At 37.8% G+C, this 19475-nt stretch carries 20 protein-coding genes and 1 pseudogene; 9 read left to right on the forward strand and 12 right to left on the reverse strand.

Features of this window, described 5'->3' with window-relative positions; all coding sequences use genetic code 11:
- Positions 1-58 precede the first annotated feature (58 nt).
- Together QUF91_RS22230 and QUF91_RS22235 are read right to left on the reverse strand one after the other, a co-directional pair.
- On the reverse strand, positions 59-880 hold the full coding sequence (locus QUF91_RS22230) for a sulfite exporter TauE/SafE family protein (RefSeq protein ID WP_289419348.1): 822 nt from the start codon (positions 878-880) through the stop codon (positions 59-61).
- Positions 880-1737 carry a DUF72 domain-containing protein gene (locus QUF91_RS22235; RefSeq protein ID WP_285397346.1) on the reverse strand — a complete coding sequence of 286 codons (858 nt, stop codon included), beginning with the start codon at positions 1735-1737 and terminating at the stop codon, positions 880-882. Before QUF91_RS22235 ends, QUF91_RS22230 begins: the two co-directional genes overlap by 1 nt.
- A gap of 279 nt (positions 1738-2016) precedes the next feature.
- On the opposite strand from QUF91_RS22235, the gene QUF91_RS22240 reads away from it, so the two are divergent.
- Positions 2017-2160 carry a hypothetical protein gene (locus tag QUF91_RS22240; protein WP_289419349.1) on the forward strand — a complete coding sequence of 48 codons (144 nt, stop codon included), beginning with the start codon at positions 2017-2019 and terminating at the stop codon, positions 2158-2160.
- Between the two features lie 105 nt (positions 2161-2265).
- Positions 2266-2475, forward strand: a pseudogene (locus QUF91_RS22245) (GNAT family N-acetyltransferase); the annotation flags it as partial.
- Positions 2476-2771: 296 nt separating this feature from the next.
- Here QUF91_RS22245 and sufB read toward each other — a convergent pair.
- The 5 genes from sufB to sufC all read right to left on the reverse strand — a co-directional run bounded on the left by sufB (position 2772) and on the right by sufC (position 8025).
- A complete protein-coding gene (gene sufB, locus QUF91_RS22250) occupies positions 2772-4169 on the reverse strand; it encodes a Fe-S cluster assembly protein SufB (RefSeq protein WP_031417705.1) in 1398 nt (465 codons plus the stop codon).
- Positions 4170-4275: 106 nt separating this feature from the next.
- Entirely contained in the window at positions 4276-4701 is a 426-nt protein-coding gene (sufU, locus tag QUF91_RS22255) for a Fe-S cluster assembly sulfur transfer protein SufU (RefSeq protein ID WP_289419350.1), read from the reverse strand.
- Positions 4691-5920: a cysteine desulfurase gene (locus tag QUF91_RS22260; RefSeq protein ID WP_285399600.1), complete on the reverse strand. Its 1230-nt coding sequence runs from the start codon at positions 5918-5920 to the stop codon at positions 4691-4693. Before QUF91_RS22260 ends, sufU begins: the two co-directional genes overlap by 11 nt.
- Positions 5920-7227 (reverse strand): Fe-S cluster assembly protein SufD, encoded by a 1308-nt coding sequence (sufD, locus tag QUF91_RS22265; RefSeq protein ID WP_285399601.1) that lies wholly within the window; start codon positions 7225-7227, stop codon positions 5920-5922. The genes QUF91_RS22260 and sufD overlap by 1 nt, the downstream gene beginning before the upstream one ends.
- Positions 7228-7245: 18 nt before the next feature.
- Positions 7246-8025, reverse strand: a complete 780-nt coding sequence (gene sufC / locus QUF91_RS22270) for a Fe-S cluster assembly ATPase SufC (RefSeq protein ID WP_285399602.1) — start codon at positions 8023-8025, stop codon at positions 7246-7248.
- A 517-nt stretch (positions 8026-8542) separates the two neighbouring features.
- Here sufC and QUF91_RS22275 point away from each other — a divergent pair.
- The 7 genes from QUF91_RS22275 to QUF91_RS22305 all read left to right on the forward strand — a co-directional run bounded on the left by QUF91_RS22275 (position 8543) and on the right by QUF91_RS22305 (position 11515).
- Complete coding sequence (locus QUF91_RS22275) at positions 8543-8695, forward strand: hypothetical protein (RefSeq protein WP_289419351.1); 153 nt, start codon at positions 8543-8545, stop codon at positions 8693-8695.
- The gene (locus QUF91_RS22280) at positions 8682-8858 is read left to right on the forward strand and encodes a hypothetical protein (protein ID WP_289419352.1); all 177 of its coding nucleotides are present in this window, start codon (positions 8682-8684) and stop codon (positions 8856-8858) included. The genes QUF91_RS22275 and QUF91_RS22280 overlap by 14 nt, the downstream gene beginning before the upstream one ends.
- 269 nt (positions 8859-9127) lie before the next feature.
- Positions 9128-10030 carry a glutamate biosynthesis transcriptional regulator GltC gene (gltC, locus tag QUF91_RS22285; protein ID WP_285399603.1) on the forward strand — a complete coding sequence of 301 codons (903 nt, stop codon included), beginning with the start codon at positions 9128-9130 and terminating at the stop codon, positions 10028-10030.
- Positions 10031-10067: 37 nt separating this feature from the next.
- Complete coding sequence (locus QUF91_RS22290; RefSeq protein WP_289419353.1) at positions 10068-10340, forward strand: hypothetical protein; 273 nt, start codon at positions 10068-10070, stop codon at positions 10338-10340.
- A gap of 134 nt (positions 10341-10474) precedes the next feature.
- Positions 10475-11038, forward strand: a complete 564-nt coding sequence (locus QUF91_RS22295) for a hypothetical protein (RefSeq protein WP_289419354.1) — start codon at positions 10475-10477, stop codon at positions 11036-11038.
- Entirely contained in the window at positions 10974-11330 is a 357-nt protein-coding gene (locus QUF91_RS22300; RefSeq protein ID WP_289419355.1) for a hypothetical protein, read from the forward strand. Before QUF91_RS22295 ends, QUF91_RS22300 begins: the two co-directional genes overlap by 65 nt.
- On the forward strand, positions 11327-11515 hold the full coding sequence (locus QUF91_RS22305; RefSeq protein WP_289419356.1) for a hypothetical protein: 189 nt from the start codon (positions 11327-11329) through the stop codon (positions 11513-11515). Before QUF91_RS22300 ends, QUF91_RS22305 begins: the two co-directional genes overlap by 4 nt.
- 95 nt (positions 11516-11610) lie before the next feature.
- Here the strand turns inward: QUF91_RS22305 and QUF91_RS22310 are convergent, their stop codons facing one another.
- Genes QUF91_RS22310 through QUF91_RS22330 form a run of 5 tightly spaced genes read right to left on the reverse strand, consistent with a single transcriptional unit; the run spans position 11611 to position 19074 of the window.
- A complete protein-coding gene (locus tag QUF91_RS22310) occupies positions 11611-12660 on the reverse strand; it encodes a glycosyl hydrolase family 18 protein (RefSeq protein ID WP_289419357.1) in 1050 nt (349 codons plus the stop codon).
- 21 nt (positions 12661-12681) lie between these two features.
- The gene (locus QUF91_RS22315) at positions 12682-14433 is read right to left on the reverse strand and encodes a polysaccharide deacetylase family protein (RefSeq protein ID WP_289419358.1); all 1752 of its coding nucleotides are present in this window, start codon (positions 14431-14433) and stop codon (positions 12682-12684) included.
- Entirely contained in the window at positions 14430-16295 is a 1866-nt protein-coding gene (locus tag QUF91_RS22320) for a glycosyltransferase (RefSeq protein WP_289419359.1), read from the reverse strand. Before QUF91_RS22320 ends, QUF91_RS22315 begins: the two co-directional genes overlap by 4 nt.
- Positions 16296-16300: 5 nt before the next feature.
- Positions 16301-17731, reverse strand: coding sequence for a polysaccharide deacetylase family protein (locus QUF91_RS22325; protein ID WP_289419360.1), 1431 nt, complete (start codon positions 17729-17731; stop codon positions 16301-16303).
- Positions 17732-17748: 17 nt separating this feature from the next.
- Positions 17749-19074 (reverse strand): nucleotide sugar dehydrogenase, encoded by a 1326-nt coding sequence (locus QUF91_RS22330; RefSeq protein WP_289419361.1) that lies wholly within the window; start codon positions 19072-19074, stop codon positions 17749-17751.
- Positions 19075-19475 lie beyond the last annotated feature (401 nt).

Raw genomic sequence — 19475 nt, forward strand, 5'->3', positions numbered from 1 at the left:
TTTGTTAAATCAATTTATTCATCAGTAAAGTCGATTTACGAAAAATTGCAAATCAATACTACAATAAACCTTCGATAATGGAACGAATTCCTAATAATAATAAAATAACTCGAAGCGCTACTACAAGAGTTTCCGATTTAATTCTTTTATTTAATGCTGCCCCCAGTTTTGCTCCGATATAAGCCCCAGGAATAACAGGAATCGTATAGAGCCATGGCACATGTCCTAAATAAATATGACTTGCTGAATTAACAATCGACGATAGAAATACCATAAACATCGATGTTGCCACTGCAACATGCGGCGGGAACAAAAATAAAATAATCATGGCAGGCACCATCATCGAGCCTCCACCGATACCAAATAATCCAGAGGCAAAGCCAATGCCAAATGTTAATACAATTGCAAACCAAATTGGATACCCGTATACAAAAGTGTTTCCTTCATTATCCGTGAATTCTTGTTGAATACCATTTTTTACAAACCATTTTACAGGTTTCAATTTATCACGTACAAGTAATATCGTCGCCAAAATGATCAGTAAAATACCAAAGTATAAATTAAATGATGGTAAATCTAATCCCTTATTTACCCATGCGCCGAGCATTGTCCCAGGGATACTCCCTATGAAAAATATGAAACCGCTTTTATAATCAACTGTTTTCGATTTCATAAAGCTTAACGTTGAGGCAAGGCCAGTGAAAATCATCATGACCACAGATAAACCAACCACTTTTTGAGGAGTGATATCTGGAATCATCCCTAGATTTAATCCAACGAATAATGTAGCTGGGACTAAGATAATCCCTCCACCGAGCCCAACTAATGAGCCAATTAACCCTGAAAATAATGCAATAATAGCTAAAAGAATAAATTCCATTACAATTCCCCTTCAAACATGTTTAATTGTTTAGGCGCTAACCCTACATCTTTAATCGCTAAAATTCCTTGTAACTCCTTTGCATTTTTTGCAGCATGAAGCCCTGAATTATTATTGAATAATACATACAGATCCTGTACTTCGGATTGGAGATGTTTCACATGCTGTCCAAGCTGCTGCAATTCTTCACTATTGTAATCATATAAAAAGCGAACCTTCCGCCAGTTTTCGGCATTACCAGTATTGCGCCACCCATGAATGTTACGTCCATGAATACGTACAAGTGCCTTAGTCGCAGTAACAGTAGGATAAAATGGTACAGAGCCTACACCAGCCTGTGGTTCATCACAAATAGTATGAATAAATTGATGCTCTCGTAAAAAATCCATTGTTTGCTGCACTACATTGTCTGCATACCATGTCTGATTACGAAACTCAATAGCTACGTCAAAGCCTTTAAGCTGCTGCCTAATATACAATAAATATTGTACATTTTTGGCCTGACAATCAAACCATGGTGGAAATTGTGCTAGTATCATCGCTAGCTTCCCATGACGTTTAAATTCATTGGCACATTCGATAAAGGCATTAAACATGTCATTCTTCGATTCAAACGGTATATCACCACGTAAATGACCAGTCATTCCTTGATAGGCCTTCACAACAAAACGGAAATTTTCTGGCGTGTCCACACACCATTTCCGAACATTCTCTGTCGAAGGTATTGCATAAAAAGAAGTATCTACTTCTACCGTTAAAAAATGACCTGTATAATCGAATAATTTATCCTTTGAGGCAGTCACTCTACTATAAAGCGAAGGATGATCACCCCACCCCGTTAACCCAACCCAAATCATGTGACTCCCCCTCTATGTACATTATCATAGCACACACTTTCTAAACGAAATATGAACGTATCGTAAAAAACACACCTTATAAACAAAGCAAATACGGATATCACCATCATTTACCTATACGATAAAATATAGGTTCATCACCAACTTATACGGCTCATCACCAAAAGTTGTGGATGACATTTGTTAAAACGTATGTCATATAGAGGTTGATTGGAGTGGAGGCTGGGCGACTCCTAGGGGATTAGCGTCACAGATGAGACCCTGGAGCGAGCAACGCGAGTGAAGCGGCTCATCGGACGCCCCCAGGAAGCTCTGCTCTGCGCGAAAGCGAAGCGTCAGCGGCAAATGTTTTATCTGTGCGAAAGCGTAGCGGCAGCAACAAAGCGCCCAGTCGGAACGGAAATCAACCACACGTTTTGGTGATGAACCACTTATACACATAATATACGTTTTTAAAAATTCCATCCCAAAATTTAGTAATGAGTCAAAATATATAAAATTTAACGCGAAAGGGATTTGATTGAGAAGATTATTGAATTACAACAAAATGAATTTTACAGGTGTAAAGGGTTACTAAATGAGGAAGGGCAATTAGAAGTAAAAGCGGTAATAGAGGGAGTGAATCCTGGACGAATATTTGTTGATCAAATCGATACACCCCAATCAGCACTTATCTGGTTAGGCAACAATGATGGATTTATTTTTATAGGAAATGAAGATAATAAACAATTTAAAGAAATAAAATCGTATTACTATTAATTAAAAGGAGCAGAATACGACAAGCTGCTGAAGCAGACTTACAGGGGGCACATCTACATCATTTTGAAAATCTTTATTCATTCCCGTGTCTACATCTCTATATAACCTTCTTTATTCTTCGGTTTCGGTCACCACATGGAAACCCTTGCCTTTCGCTAACAGTTTTCTACTGCCAAACCTTTTATGGATTTTCGCCACTAAGTGATTATACATGTCGGGATTACATATAAAAAACCCTTGCCACAAACATTGTTGTGACAAGGGTTGATTGAATATTAACCGATAGAACCTTCCATCTCAAACTTGATAAGACGGTTCATTTCTACTGCGTATTCCATTGGTAATTCTTTTGTGAATGGCTCGATGAAGCCCATTACGATCATTTCTGTCGCTTCTTCTTCAGAAATACCACGAGACATTAAGTAGAATAATTGTTCCTCTGATACTTTAGAAACTTTTGCTTCATGCTCTAAAGAAACATTATCATTTAAGATTTCGTTGTATGGAATTGTATCTGAAGTAGATTGATTATCCATGATTAACGTATCACATTCAATGTTAGCACGTGCACCACTTGCTTTAGGGCCGAAACGAACTTGACCCATATACGTTACTTTACCACCTTGTTTGGCAATCGATTTAGAAACGATTGTTGAAGATGTGTTTGGAGCCATATGAATCATTTTCGCACCTGCATGTTGGTGTTGTCCTTTACCTGCTAATGCGATTGATAATGTCATACCACGAGCACCTTCACCTTTAAGAATACAAGCTGGGTACTTCATTGTTAATTTAGAACCGATGTTACCGTCGATCCATTCCATCGTACCGTTTTCTTCAACAACTGTACGTTTTGTTACTAAGTTGTAAACGTTGTTCGCCCAGTTTTGAATCGTTGTATAACGGCAGTATGCATCTTTACGTACAACAATTTCTACTACTGCTGAGTGTAAAGAGTTTGTTGTGTAAACAGGAGCTGTACAACCTTCAACGTAGTGTACGTGAGCACCTTCGTCTACGATAATTAACGTACGTTCGAATTGACCCATGTTTTCAGAGTTAATACGGAAGTAAGCTTGTAAAGGTGTTTCCACTTTTACACCTGGTGGTACATAGATGAATGAGCCACCTGACCAAACAGCTGAGTTTAGTGCAGCGAATTTGTTGTCAGTGTAAGGAATCACTTTGCCCCAGTATTGTTTGAAAATATCTTCGTTTTCACGTAAAGCTGAGTCTGTATCTTTGAACACAATACCAAGGTCTTCAAGGTCTTGTTTCATATTGTGATATACTACTTCAGATTCGTACTGAGCAGATACACCTGCAAGATATTTTTGTTCTGCTTCTGGGATACCTAATTTATCGAAAGTAGCTTTGATTTCATCAGGTACTTCATCCCATGATTTTTGTGTAGCTTCAGATGGTTTTACGTAGTACGTAATTTCATCAAAATCTAAATCACCTAAATCGCCACCCCATTGTGGCATTGGTTTTGTATAGAAAGTTTCAAGTGCTTTTAAGCGGTATTCAAGCATCCACTCAGGCTCTTGTTTCATATTAGAAATTTCACGGACGATTTCTTCAGTTAAACCACGTTTTGAACGGAAAATTGATACGTCCTTGTCATGGAATCCATATTTGTAATCGCCAATATCAGGCATTTTTTTAGCCATCGTTTCTCCTCCGTTCATGAATTATTGTTATTTATCTAGTCTAAACGAAACCCCTCACCCTGAATGAAAACATGCTTTTATTCAAGTATTTATCGGGATAAATTTATTACTTTACGCCTTTTTCCATCGCTTTCCAAGCTAATGTCGCACATTTAATACGTGCAGGGAATTGAGAAACACCTTGTAGTGCCTCAACATCCTCAAGGTCATATTTTTCGCTATAGTCTTCACCCATCATCATTTTAGAGAAGATATCAGCAAGCTCTAATGCTTCCTCAACCTTTTTCCCTTTGATAAGCTGAGTCATCATTGATGCAGAAGACATCGAAATTGAGCAGCCTTCACCGTCAAACTTCGCATCCTCTACAACACCGTCAGTCACTTTAAGCGTTAAGTGAATACGGTCACCACAAGTTGGATTGTTCATATCAATCGTTACAGCATCTTCTTCAATTGATCCTTTATTACGAGGATTTTTATAATGATCCATAATGACTGATCGATATAGTTGATCTAAATTATTAAAAGACATCGCCAAAATACTCCTTCGCAGAACGTAACCCTGCAACTAGGCGGTCAATATCTTCCTCTGTGTTATACAGATAGAAGCTTGCACGCGCTGTTGCAACTTGTTGAAGACATTTCATTAGTGGCTGTGCGCAATGATGTCCTGCACGAACAGCAATACCGTTCATATCAAGAACCGTTGCCACATCATGTGGATGTACATCGTCTAAGTTAAATGTTACAAGTCCACAACGCTTCATTGGGTCACGTGGGCCGAAAATTTTAAGTCCGTCAATAGTTTCAAGCTGATCCATTGCGTAGCCTGCAAGCTTATGCTCATGCTCCGCAATATGATCTAACCCAATTTCAGTTAAGAAATCAATAGCGGCTCCTAAACCTACTGCACCTGCAATAATAGGCGTTCCACCTTCAAACTTCCACGGTAATTCTTTCCACGTTGACTCGTAAAGTCCAACAAAGTCAATCATTTCGCCACCAAATTCAATTGGCTCCATCTTTTCAAGGTGTTCCTTTTTACCATATAGTACACCTATTCCAGTTGGTCCGCACATTTTATGACCTGAGAACCCTAAGAAATCTACATCCAGATCTTGCACATCGATTTTCATATGTGGCGCTGCTTGTGCCCCATCGGCTACCATTACAGCACCGTTTGCATGCGCAATTTGAGCAATTTCTTTAATTGGATTAATCGTTCCAAGGACGTTTGACGCCATTGACACCGACACAATTTTTGTTTTAGGTGTAATTGTCGCACGAACCTTTTCTAAGTTAAGCGTGCCATCTGCTTCAAGCTCAATATATTTCAGCGTTGCATTTTTTTCCTTTGCTAGCTGTTGCCAAGGAATAATATTAGAGTGGTGCTCCATGTGAGTGATAACAATTTCATCACCCTCAGCAACATTAGCACGACCATAACTTGCTGCTACTGTATTTAAAGCAGTTGTAGTACCGCGAGTAAAAATAATTTCTTCTGTTGAGTTAGCATTGATAAACTTACGAACCTTTTCACGTGCTCCTTCATACTTATCAGTAGCACGATTTCCCAATGTGTGCACACCACGGTGAACATTAGAATTATCGAATTCATAATAATGCTTCATTGCTTCTATCACTTGAATAGGTTTTTGAGAAGTTGCTGCGCTATCAAGGTAAACAAGCTTATGACCGTTTACTTCCTGATCTAAAATCGGGAAATAGCTTTTAATGTCTTTATTCATCATTAGCGAACTTTCCTTTCAATAACCTCCGTCAGTTGCTTTTGTACGCCTTCGATTGGTAATTGCGTAACAACTGGCGCAAGGAATCCATGGATAACAAGGCGCTCTGCTTCTGCTTTCGAAATACCACGACTCATTAAATAGTAAAGTTGTAGTGGATCAACTCGACCAACAGATGCTGCGTGTCCTGCTGTTACATCGTCTTCATCGATTAATAGAATTGGGTTTGCATCGCCACGAGCTTTTTCAGAAAGCATTAATACACGTGATTCTTGTTGTGCATCAGCTTTTGTCGCACCTTGTTCGATGTAACCAATACCGTTAAAGATTGATTGTGCTGCGTCTTTCATGACACCATGCTTTAAGATATGACCATTTGAGTTTTTACCCCAGTGACGAACTTCAGTAGTAAAGTTAAGTTTTTGTTCACCGCGACCAACAACTACTGTTTTTGTGTCAGCATGAGAACCGTCACCGATTAGATGTGTAATGTTTTCAGAAATAGTATCTGAATCATTCATTAAGCCAAGAGCCCAATCTACTTTCGCATCACGAGCTAAACGCGCGCGGCGATTAACATAAGTAGTATATCCTTTTGCAAGTACATCAACCGCACCGTAAGTAACTTGTGCATTATCTTGAACGACTACTTCTGCAATAATATTTGCTTGACCTTTTGCTTCTTCAACTGTTGAAATATATGTTTCAACATACGTTACAGCTGAATTTGCTTCAGCTACAACTAACACGTGGTTATATAATGAAGCTTCTGCGTTATCGTTTAAGAATACAACTTGAAGCGGCTGTTCAATAATTACATTTTTCGGTACGTATACGAACACACCACCATTAACAAGTGCCGCATGAAGCGCTGTTAATTTATGCTCATCAACTTTTACAGCTTCTGTCATAAAGTACTTTTTAACAAGGTCTCCATGCTCACGAATCGCTGTTAAAATATCTGTAAAAATAACACCTTTATCAGCTAGTTCTTGTGATGTTTTAATGAAAGCAGGTGTGTTATTACGTTGAACATAAAGATTTTCTTGAGCCTCAAGATCAATTAAACCTTTTGCTTCTTCTGGTAATGCATCAAGTGAAGCAAATCCTTCACTATCAACTGTATGAGTTGGGAAATTCAAGAAATCCCATTTTGTAATATTTGTTCTGTCTGGTTTTGGCATATCTAAACCAGTTACTTTGTCTAGTGCTGCCGCGCGAAGCTCTGTAAACCAAGCCGGTTCACCGTTTGCTTCTGAGAACGAGCGCACGTCCTGTACCGTTACAGGCAAGTTAAGTTCCACTGTCATGCTAGTTCGTCCTCCCTCTTATGCTTCTTGTTCTTCTGTTTCTTCTTCGATACCTAATTCTTTTTTAATCCAGTCATAGCCTTCCGCTTCTAAACGTTGTGCTAATTCTTCGCCACCTGATTTAACAACACGACCTTGCATCATTACGTGTACATGGTCTGGAGTAATGTAATTAAGTAGGCGTTGGTAGTGAGTGATCATTAAGCAACCAAAACCTTCACCACGCATTGCATTGATACCTTTTGATACAACTTTAAGCGCATCAATATCAAGACCAGAGTCAATTTCATCTAAAATAGCGAAAGTTGGTTTAATCATCATTAATTGAAGAATTTCGTTACGTTTTTTCTCACCGCCAGAGAAACCTTCGTTTAAATAACGTTGTGCCATATCTTCATTCATTTCAAGGAATTCCATGTTTTTATCTAATTCACGGATAAATTTCATTAGTGAAATTTCATCGCCTTCTTCACGACGTGCATTAATAGCTGAACGTAAGAAATCAGCATTTGTTACACCCGCAATTTCAGAAGGATATTGCATTGCTAAGAATAGACCTGCTTGAGCACGCTCGTCTACTTCCATTTCAAGTACATTTTCGCCATCAAGCTCAACTGTACCAGAAGTTACTTCATATTTAGGGTGACCCATAATTGCAGAAGCTAGTGTTGATTTACCAGTTCCGTTTGGTCCCATGATTGCGTGAATTTCATTTGTATTGATCGTAAGGTTTACGCCTTTTAAAATCTCTTTCCCGTCGATTTCAACGTGAAGATCTTTAATAACTAAAATTGACATGAAAATACCTCCATAGTGTGTTCAGTGAATGGTGAACCATTCCTTAATTATCATCATTCTAATCTTAACTGAAAATCGTTCTCTATGCAAACCATTTCAATCACTTTCACTGTCCTTTGATATAATCCTTAAAAACAAAGACTTTGTAAGCATTTTCAGATTATTGTCAATCGTTATTGACAATGAGAATCGACTTCCTTCATTTTCAATAAATCAACGCTAATTGAGAATGAATTTCATCTAGCAACATAGTGGAAACCTCGCAGGAAGCGCTAATTGTAGCGGTTTTGTGACAATTATGCATAAATAACAACATCTATACTATAACCTTTTTGATTAGAATGGAATCAATTAAGGGAAAGAAATTTCTAGAGTGCTAGTTGGTGAAATTAAAAGCGGAGCGGCAGCAATAGGGTTTCTCCTGTGCGAAAGCGTAGTGCATACGGAGCGGCAGCAACAGGGTTTCTTCTGTGCGAAAGCGCAGTGCATACGGAGCGGCAGCAACAAGGTTTCTTCTGTGCGAAAGCGTAGTGCATACGGAGCGGCAGCAACAGGGTTTCTCCTGTGCGAAAGCGTAGTGCATACGGAGCGGCAGCAACAGGGTTTCTTTGTGCGAAAGCGTAGTGCATACGGAGCGGCAGCAACAGGGTTTCTTTGTGCGAAAGCGTAGTGCATACGGAGCGGCAGCAACAGGGTTTCTTTTGTACGAAAGCGTAGTGCATACGGAGCGGCAGCGACAACAGCACGATGTTGTCACGAAGGCGTTATCACAGGACGTGATGCTTTTAGCCTTCGTTCCTCTACTCACTTACGCTCCAGGGTCTTATCTGTAACGCTACCCCAAGGAGTAGCCCAGCCAGAACGAAGATCAATTAAAATACCTTGCCCCAACTTTTGTTGATGAACCAAAATAAATATTTGAAGGTAATGCAATTTCTTTTAATCTATCTTAATTTTTTCACTTCCCTACGCTTTAATGAGGCTGCTGAGGTATCCCTTCATTTAATTCGCACAGTTAACATTTACGATCATTTTCATCTTAAATAGTATATAATTGAGGTATAATCAATCGTATTTTTCGATTAATAGAGGTGAATATTTAGTGGAGTTACGTCAATTACGTTATTTTGTTGAAGTTGCTGAGCGTGAACACATTTCAGAGGCTGCTGAACATCTTCATGTTGCTCAATCTGCAATTAGCCGACAAATTGCTAATCTAGAAGATGAATTAGGCACATCACTCTTTGAACGAGTAGGACGAAATGTTAAATTGACACCAATCGGCAAAACGTTTCTTGAGCACACAATTACCGCTCTAAAAGCCATTGATTTTGCCGCAAAGCAAGTTGAGGAATATTTAGATCCTGCTAAAGGTACGATAAAAATCGGTTTTCCAACAAGCTTGGCTAGCTATGTATTGCCAACTGTTATCTCCGCCTTCAAACGTGAATATCCAGACTTGCAATTCCAGCTCCGTCAAGGCTCCTATCGTTTTTTAATTGATGCAGTCAAAAATCGCGAATTAAATTTAGCATTTTTAGGCCCTCTTCCACCAAAGGATGAAGCGATTCAATCAACTATTTTGTTTACTGAAAACATCGCCGCTTTACTACCAGCAAAACATCCACTAGCCAAAAGGGAAAGTATTCAACTTGCCGATTTACGTAACGACTTATTTGTCTTATTCCCAGATGGCTATATTTTACATAAAGTAGCTATGGATGCCTGTCGAGCTGCCGGCTTCTTGCCAAACGTCATCTCTGAGGGTGAGGACTTAGATGCCCTAAAAGGTCTTGTCGCTGCAGGCATTGGAGTCAGCCTATTACCAGAAAGCTCCCTGTATGATTCAGCTGCCCGCTTCACAGTAAAGGTGCCAATTAAATCACCTACGATTCCAAGAACAGTGGGCATAATTTCACCCGTAAATCGTGAAATTGCACCATCAGAAAAAATATTTTTAGACTTTGTCACGAACTTCTTTTCACGCCTTTCTCAATTCCAATAAAAAAATCGCCTTAGCTGGCGATTTTTTTGGGGTTTAGGTGATTCTATTTGTCTGGCTGGTGGTTCTTTCCGTCACTTTGGCGGTTCTATCCACGATTTCGGCGGTTCTATCCACGACTTTGGCGTTTCTATCCGTCACTTCGACGGTTCTATCGTTCGCTTTGATGATTCTATCCGTCGTTCTGGCGGTTCTTTCCGTCGTTTTGATGATTCTATCCGTCGCTTGCGGTTCTTTCCGTCGCTCTGGCAATTCTATCCGTCGCTTGCGGTTCTTTCCGTCGCTCTGGCAATTCTATCCGTCGCTTCAATAGTCCTATCCGTCGCTTTGATAATTCTATCCGTCGCTCTGGCGATTCTTTCCGTCACTTGCGATTTTAGATTTCATTAGGAACTTCTCAATTCCAATAAAAAAAATCGCCTTAGCTGGCGATTTTTTTAGGCTTATGTGATTCTATCTGTCACTTCGATAATCCTATCCGTCGTTTTAACTGTTCTTTCCGTCACTTCGACGGTTCTATCCGTCGCTTTGATGATTCTATCCGGCATTCTGGCTGTTCTTTCCGTCACTTTGATGATTCTATCCGTCGTTCTGGCTGTTCTTTCCGTCGCTTTGATGATTCTATCCGTCACTTCGGCGATTCTATCCACGACTTTGGCTGTTCTATCCGCCACTTTGCGTTCTATCCGTCACTTCGACGGTTCTATCCTTCGCTTTGATGATTCTATCCGTCGTTCTGGCTGTTCTTTCCATCACTTTGATGATTCTATCCGTCGCTTTGGCGATTCTATCCACGATTTTGGCTACTCTATCCACGACTTTAGCGTTTCTATCCACGTCTTTGGCTGTTCTATCCACGACTTTAGCGTTTCTATCCACGATTTTGGCTGTTCTATCCACGACTTTAGCGTTTCTATCCACGACTTTGGCTGTTCTATCCGCCACTTTGCGTTCTTTCCGTCGCTCTGGCTCTTCTATCCGTCACTTCGACTATTCTTTCCGTCGCTTTGACTGCTCTATCCGCCACTTCGGCGATTCTATCCACGACTTCAGCTATTCTATCCACGACTTTGACGGTTCTATCCACGATTTCGGCTGTTCTATCCACGACTTTGGCGTTTCTATCCACGATTTTGGCTGTTCTATCCACGATTTCGGCGTTTCTATCCACGACTTTGGCGTTTCTATCCACGTCTTCGGCTGTTCTATCCGTCGTTTTGATAATTCTATCCGTCGTTCTGGCGATTCTATCCGTCGTTTTGATGACCCTATCCGTCGCTTGCGATTTTATCCGTCGTTTTGATAATCCTATCCGTCGCTCTGGCTGTTCTATCCGTCACTTTGATGATTCTATCCGTCACTTGCGGTTCTATCCGTCGTTTTGATAATTCTTTCCGTCGTTTTGATAATTCTTTCCGTCGCTTTGATAATCCTATCCGTCGCTCTGGCTATTCCATCTGTCACTTCAACTATTTTTTCTCGCTTTGACTGCTCTATCCGCCACTTTGGCTATTCTATCCACGATTTCGGCTGCTCTATCCGCCACTTCAGTGTTTCTATCCACGACTTTGCTGCTCTGCCCGTCACTCCGCTGATTGTTTGCCAATCCATTGTAACGTTTTTGAGCTTAGACCTCCGGCGCGCCATAAAACAACGTCATGATAGCTTTTCTTTTGCACATAGGCTGTCCATTGTTCAAGCGTTTCCTGATCGGCGTACCAGATTTCATGCGTAACATTTTGTTCATCTAAATAGGTGAAATATGCTGCACCACTTGCTTTGTCGCGTTGTTTAACTGCTTTCGTTTTGTTCAGTAATTCCTCTGCCTCTATCTCTGTTAAAGCAACTGTTTTGCCTTGATTCATCCATTCAAATCCGCCCGTTGCAAAGGCAATTGCTAAGTTTTGATTGGACTTCCCAATTTTTTTTAGTAAGTCATCTAAAAATGAAAAAGTTGCCTTTGCACCTGGACCACTATGATATCCGTGCACATTATAAGCCATCACTGTATAGTTAGGTCCATCTGGTAATTTCACTTTAAATGGGAAGCGGGGCTCTAGTACGACATGTAATGATATATCCTTTTTCGATAGCTGTTTATACAGTTCCTCTAAGAAAAGTACATACTTAGGGATGTCCTCTTTAGCTATCTTTTCATAATCAATTTCAATACCATCCACGTCATACTGTTCAACAACCTGCATAATATTATCGATATGTTGTTGCCTTGATGACGTATCTTGTAACAATCGATGCAATAACGCACTATCCTTCTGAACAGAAGGGGAGTTATCTGTAATATAATCGTTAATTAACGTTAGTATAATATTATGCGTTTCATTAAATTGTTGCTGTGTTTGTTTTAACATTTCTATCGCATCTTCCGTTAATAATAATTGATCATTACTATTAAAATAAGCACCAAAAACGCGAATATCCTGTAAGCCCTGTTGTGAATTTTTCACATCCTCGATGGCAGAGTTTTTTTGCCATTCGGGTAACCATATGGATAATTGAAGCTTGTTTTTATTCTTCAACCCTTCTTTCACCTCAACAGGTGCTTCTTTGCTATCACTACAAGCTGTGATAATTAGTAGCAGTGTTATACAGATAAACCCCAAAATTTTTTTCACTTGAATCTAGATCCCCCCGATTTAGAAGGTTTCAATAAAGAAGTCAACAACGTTATTAAATAAGGTCATCGTTTTATGTTTTACTTTATCGAAATTCGTGTATTGGTTAGTAAAAAGTGTATGATCGTTAACATCGGTAATCAATATATTTTCGATGATTGTATCGTAAATATCATCTGCATACTGTTCATGCGAAGTTTCTTTTTTGCTGAACAACGCGCCAAATCCAATTTGTGATCCTTGAATATCAGGATTTACTTGAATTGTCTTAGATAATTCCTTATCTATATCTATTTTTATTTTATCCTTATTGACAGCAATGTTAAATTCTCTTGTTTTTGTTAGGTTTCTTGGGTACTCTTCCTCATCAATTCTAGAGCCTTTTTGCGTATCCTGATAATCGTATACGGTAGCCTTATTAAATGCATACTCTTCTTCATTCCACTGTATTTCATTTAAAGGAAAACGCTCCTTCTCTACAACACCTGCTCCTGGTAATTTTTCCGAAACAACAATCTCATTATCTATTAGCGCTATTCTAATATAACTATTATTTTTTTCATCATAGTTTAAATAAATAGATTGTTGTCCAACGACATTCCCTTTAAAAGCGAAGTTTATATTATATTGCTCTGGAAGTTCTTCCTTTAATAGTATCCGCCCCTCACTAGATGGTGCTGATGTTATAGTAATCTCATTCTCTTCAAATTCTGCGGCACTATTAATGACAGACCATTCTTTTGCCCGTTCATGGTCCCCGACTTCAAATTCAACATTTTGCTTACTTGCTTGACGGATCTTCATCATCACATGATTTGTAGACCAATACGGCGATACTTGTAATCTACTTAAGTTGTAAAGATCTGCATCCGCATCATTATATGCCCCTCGCTCCAAATTAAAATGCATGCTAAACATATCCTTAATTTGCTTATCATTCGTACTTTCTACTAATGGATCCATACTATTATAAAGTGAGTTTGCATGCATGATGGCATATGCCTTAGGAACCTCTCCTAATTCCTCCTCATAAATATCATTCATTAGCTTGTAATCTTTCTGAATACGTTTTTCCATTTCTTGTCGTGTTTCACTCGGAATCATATATTGATTGCGGACGAAATCCATTAAATAATGATTATAATATTCGATAGTCGTTTTATTCGACACATTATTTTCATCTATCACACCTAAAGACTGTCCTTTATCGTTATAGATATTTATATATGTCAGACGGTACCCATTAGAACCCAACTCCCAGTATCCACTTTCCTCCATGAGTAATAAATCTTCCGGCTTTAAAAATTTATTATCACGTGTGTCCATTTTATTGGCGTACGTAAACATCGTTGCATTATAATTTAAATCTTCCATAATGTTTTGAGCGAATATACTAGAATCTGTACGGCCATCTTCAAATGATAAATACAACGCTTTTTCTGGCAATGGTTTGTTTTTCTGATAAAAGTCTAAAACATCCTGCTGCGTAATTGTTTGATAGCCCTGACTTTCAAGTAATGCTAGTTGTTTTTTTAAATTCTCTTTAGATACGTATTTAGGAGATTCACCTCTGCTCACACCAAAATACGATAATGCGATGAAACCATCTTTATTTTCTAAAGGAACTGTTTCCTCCACCTTTTTTTCTGTTAAAAATACTACACGAAATAAAATAACCGCTAAAAATACAACGATTATCAATTGAATAATGGATCGTATTACTTTCCTTCGATTTTTTTTAGCTGGATTTAATACAATATTTTTTTCACTCATTCCCTCTCACCCATTTTTCTAATTTTTAGAATCGAAATTCGGGATTTTCGTAATTTTTGTTTTTCTAATTTCTTTTCTTTGGCCATGACATCTTGAGGTGTTTCTCTCGTACCCCATGTTGATTTCCAAAATGTAACCCATGCAACAGGCATTTGCCACAGCAAAATAAATTCATAAAAAAGTACAAAGATAAAGCCAAATGCCCACAACTTACTTCTTCTAAAGAAAAGATGGGCCAAGCTCATTAGCATTGACATCAATAACAAGCCTATTAAAAATGTGGTTGGAAAAACGCCATGCATAATTGGCACATAAATTAGATTGTAAACAACAACAATAGGAGCTGCTATTGGTACGATTAACCCGATAATGAAGAAAAGAAACATGAAAGGTTCCTTTTTCCACATAAATAAAAATGCTCGTAACGATTCGCGTAGCCATGATCGTTTCCATCTCATTTGTTGAGATAAAAAGACTTTTGTATCTGAAGGAACAATTGTAGAACATACAGCATTGTCCTGATATCCTGTTCGATGTGTTTTTAAAATATAGTTTGTCATACTGCGATCATCCCCGAATGTCGCAGGCTGTCCAAGAAATTTTTGATTTAACCATGCTGTCTCATTTTTCAAAATAAGCTCTTTTCGATAACATGCTAATGGTCCAGATAAGCAAGTTACTGTATCAAACCAAGACTCAGCAGCTTTCATTATCCGAAAGGCTATATAATAGCGAACTGTTTGCAATTTTGTCAGAGCATTTGTAAATTTATTTTCAACCTCTGTTCTTCCAGCCACACCGCCCATTTTAGGATCTTGGAAAGGCTGCACTAAATTTCGAATAGCATGAGGTTCTAAAAAACTATCTGAATCTACGAAAACGACTAAATCGTGTTTAGCAAGATGCACTCCTGCCACTAAAGCCTCACGTTTCCCACCATTTTGAGGTAGCTTATGAAAACTTAAGCGATTCTTTGTTTTAAATCGCTCACCCTCATTATGAATAAAGTCAATCATTTCTTTTGCTTTTTCCTCAGTTCTATCTGTTGAATAATCATCTACTACAATAACCTCTAATTTATCTACAGGGTAATACTGATTCATACAGCTTAAAACTGTTCTATGAATCCATTGTTCTTCGTTAAACACTGGTATAATAATAGAAACGCCTGGTTCAAAATTAGGATTTATCGGTACATTCCTATAGAAAATACCGAATAAATATCTACTTAAAAGAAATGTTGCGGCAATAATACTATATAGATATAGGAATTTATTAAATTTGAAATAAATAACACTTTCAGCCCTCATTAACATAACAATAAGAGAAACAATCAATAGAAATAGACTTGCCACAAAGATTGATAGACCCCAACGTTTTTTAGTCATATAGTCATTTAAATGCTGTAAAAATTCACATGCATAATAGCACCTAGTTACGCCATCTACTTCTTTCGTAAAATGACGCACGACTTTCGCCTTTATTTTTACTCTAGATTCATAGCCCTCCGGCATCGCACCACCAGGTATAGTGAATTTCATCGTTATAATTTCATTTATTAATAAATTATTAGGACTATCTGAATATATAAGAATACCTGTAACTGAAATATCCTCTGCGTAATATTTATCACTAACCTTTTGCTTACCTCTTTTAATTTGCACTTCAAAATTAGTTTTATAGCGTAAACTTAACTGCTGTAAACAGTAAATTTCATTGACATCTGTAGGATCGATTTCCTCTTTTTGATAAGAAGCACCTCGGCGGTTAACGAGACTTCGTACATTTTCTGGATCAGGAATATTCGATAAAATTCGTCGATCAGAGCGTGGTATCGTTAAAACCTCTTTTTTCTCATTCATGATTATCAATTCACTTCCTTACTTGAATCTTCTTCAATCCAAGTCGACATTTTTGCAAAACTATATCCATCTTTTTGCAGTTTTTCAATGATTACTGGTAGTGCCTCAACTGTTTTTGTACCGTCTAAAACGTGCATAACAATTACCTTTCCTGGACCAACCCTACTCATCACACGATTATAAATATCTGAAACGGTATATTCTAAATTCCAATCAAATGATGCTATATCGTACAGAGCAATCGATTTGACACCTGTTGCGGCAATAATTTTCGCTGATTCTTCATTAAGAGCACCTTTATTTGGTCTGAAATACAGCAAAGGTTCTTCCTGTAAGGCATATGTTAGCGCCCTATGTGCCATTACGACATCCTCTTGTAGTTCCTCCGGTGTCATTGTTGTAACATCAAGGTGATTATAAGAGTGACTTGCAACCTCATGACCTCTCTCAACAATTAATCGCGCTAATTGTGGATCCTTCTCCACTCCTTTACCAATTAAAAAGAATGTGGATTTAACGTTATACTTATCAAGAACATCCAAAATTTCTTTAACTCTCTCCTCACTCGCCCAATCATCAAAGGTTAAAGCAATTTCTTTTTTGGAGGTATTTTTACGGTAGAAAATATTTGGTTTAACATTTTTGTAATCCGGATTTATTTTAATAGCGTCATAGCCTTCAATTTCCTCTAACGATTTTACTAAATATTGTTCATCTAATACGTCTGTTAATGTAGAGAAAGCATATCCTTTTTCTTCTCCTAATTGAGACAATAGTGGTACAACATCAATAATCGCAGGATTAATGTACGTGTTTAAATGAATGACAGATCCACTGTTGATAAAACGACGAATATAATCTAGTATTTCCTCAGCACTTTGCATATTTCGATCTTTCGGATTAATGGAAGATTCTACGACTCCCTTCATATTGAGCGTTTTCGTTGCTAAACGCATGTTGTCAGTTGAATCACCAGAACGACTGCGAACGTATTTTGGTGTATAACCTAATTGCTCTTCAAAAACTTCATTCGCTAAATAAATCTCTTTATAAGTTTCTTCATAATTTAAATCAGTCATATCAGAAAACGTCAACGTACCATTTTCTACCTCATGACCTCTGGCTAAAATGTCCTTCACTAACTCAGGATCCTGTGCCACTCGCGTACCTTCTACAAAAAATGTTGCCTTCATGTTAAATTGATCTAATACCTTTAATAGTTTCTGCATTGTTTCATTGTCTGCAAGCCCATTAAAAGTTAACGCTACTTTTGGACTAAGAATACTTGCATGACTATAAATATCACTCATCGTTCCATCATGTTCTTTTATCTCGATTGCTGAATCAACTGGTTTAGCTTGATTAGTTTGAGCAGACGTTTGACACCCAGTTAAAAATAAAATGAATAATAGACTACATAATTTTAGTCGTCTCATTTCAAAAAAATCTCCCCTTATAATTTGTAATAATTTTCACTTTTAAATAAATAATGGGTATTGCGTGTATCAAAAATTAAAGCAGCATATTGATCAATCAATGAATATTCAATAGGTGTATGATTCGTTAAAATGACTACAGCATCTGCTTTTTGAACTAATTCTTTTGTAAGTGACACTGTGTTAAACCTGTAATTACCAACTGTAAATGTTTCAATAAATGGATCAACAACATTTAGGCCACACTGCTTGTCCTTTAATTTGTCAATAACATGCAGTGCTGGTGATTCACGAAAATCATTAATATCTGGCTTATACGTGACTCCAATCACTAGAATCTCCGCGTCACCTATCTCTTTCTCCTGCGCATTTAAGTAATTTTCTAGTCTTTCAACAACAAAGCTTGGCATGGAAACATTAATTTTATCTGCCGTCTCGATTAATGTTGCAGAAATACCATGTTGCTGACCAGCCCATAATAAATATTTAGGGTCCACCGGTATGCAATGACCACCAACTCCAGGGCCGGGAGCAAATGGCATAAAACCATAAGGCTTTGTTGAAGCTGCTTCAATAACTTCCCACACATCAACATCCATCTTATGGCAAATCTGACTTAATTCATTGACGAGAGCAATATTAATTTGACGAAACGTATTTTCTAATAACTTTTCCATTTCAGCAACCTTTGGACTTGTTACAGCAAACACATTTGTATTAATCACTGTTTCATAAAAATGCTTGGAAACTTCTAAACAAGCTGCTGATATGCCGCCAACTACTTTAGGCGTATTCGAAACTGAAAAATTTAAGTTTCCAGGGTCCACACGTTCAGGAGAATAAGCTAAAAATATATCCTGCCCAATAACAAAATTGCTTTTTTCTAAGATTGGTTTAACGATCTCTTCTGTTGTTCCAGGGTAAGTTGTACTTTCAAGAATAATTAAAGTATTGGAGGACATGTTTTGTTCGACTGCATTGGCTGCGTCTACAATATATGAAATATTAGGTGTTCCATCTGCAGTCGTAGGCGTCGGTACACAAATAATAATGACATCTACATATGCAAGTTTAGAAAAATCATTTGTCGGCTCAAACTTCTCTTCATTAACTGCTTTTTCAATGATTGCATTAGACATATCAGCAATATAGCTATCACCGCTTCTTAATTTAGAAATTTTTTCATCGTCCTTATCGAATCCAATTACTTGAAAACCCTTATTAACGATTTGCAACGCAAGTGGGAGCCCTACATAACCAAGTCCAACAACTCCAATTGTTGCCTTTCTTATTTCGATTTTTTTTGATAAATCTAACTCTAGCGACTCAATTCTGATCCCCATAAACAATTTCCCCTTCGTCTAAAATTAGTAATTTTTAACAACGCACCCAAAAAACTACTCTGCAATAGCTAATTCCATTTACATTTCCTTCTTTTTCCAATACTCCCCCTCATCTTCACGCACACCCTTAGTCATTTAATCCCTAAATTCGGGATATATACCTATAAGATAAATACATAGTACCAAGTTAAACTAAACGTTTTCTAAACAAATTCTACATAAGGAGTAAAAATAACTACAAAAACATGAATTTTTCTAGATAAACACACAACACATTCCTTTAGAACTATACATTTTATGATAAATTTCTACATAAACTCGTACTATTATTAATTTTTCCACAAATAAAACTGTAACTATTTGTCGGAAACTTTTTTATCTTAAATAACTAGGGAATCGGA

Origin of the sequence: Lysinibacillus sp. G4S2 (assembly GCF_030348505.1) — a bacterium.
Lineage (GTDB): Bacteria > Bacillota > Bacilli > Bacillales_A > Planococcaceae > Lysinibacillus.

What these genes read in the sequence shown, in the direction of transcription:
- QUF91_RS22230 (WP_289419348.1), bottom strand. Translation starts at nt 880, where the DNA reads ATGGAATTTATTCTTTTAGCTATTATTGCATTATTTTCAGGGTTAATT.
- QUF91_RS22235 (WP_285397346.1), bottom strand. Translation starts at nt 1,737, where the DNA reads ATGATTTGGGTTGGGTTAACGGGGTGGGGTGATCATCCTTCGCTTTAT.
- sufB (WP_031417705.1), bottom strand. Translation starts at nt 4,169, where the DNA reads ATGGCTAAAAAAATGCCTGATATTGGCGATTACAAATATGGATTCCAT.
- sufU (WP_289419350.1), bottom strand. Translation starts at nt 4,701, where the DNA reads ATGTCTTTTAATAATTTAGATCAACTATATCGATCAGTCATTATGGAT.
- QUF91_RS22260 (WP_285399600.1), bottom strand. Translation starts at nt 5,920, where the DNA reads ATGATGAATAAAGACATTAAAAGCTATTTCCCGATTTTAGATCAGGAA.
- sufD (WP_285399601.1), bottom strand. Translation starts at nt 7,227, where the DNA reads ATGACAGTGGAACTTAACTTGCCTGTAACGGTACAGGACGTGCGCTCG.
- sufC (WP_285399602.1), bottom strand. Translation starts at nt 8,025, where the DNA reads ATGTCAATTTTAGTTATTAAAGATCTTCACGTTGAAATCGACGGGAAA.
- QUF91_RS22315 (WP_289419358.1), bottom strand. Translation starts at nt 14,433, where the DNA reads ATGAGTGAAAAAAATATTGTATTAAATCCAGCTAAAAAAAATCGAAGG.
- QUF91_RS22320 (WP_289419359.1), bottom strand. Translation starts at nt 16,295, where the DNA reads ATGAATGAGAAAAAAGAGGTTTTAACGATACCACGCTCTGATCGACGA.
- QUF91_RS22325 (WP_289419360.1), bottom strand. Translation starts at nt 17,731, where the DNA reads ATGAGACGACTAAAATTATGTAGTCTATTATTCATTTTATTTTTAACT.
- QUF91_RS22330 (WP_289419361.1), bottom strand. Translation starts at nt 19,074, where the DNA reads ATGGGGATCAGAATTGAGTCGCTAGAGTTAGATTTATCAAAAAAAATC.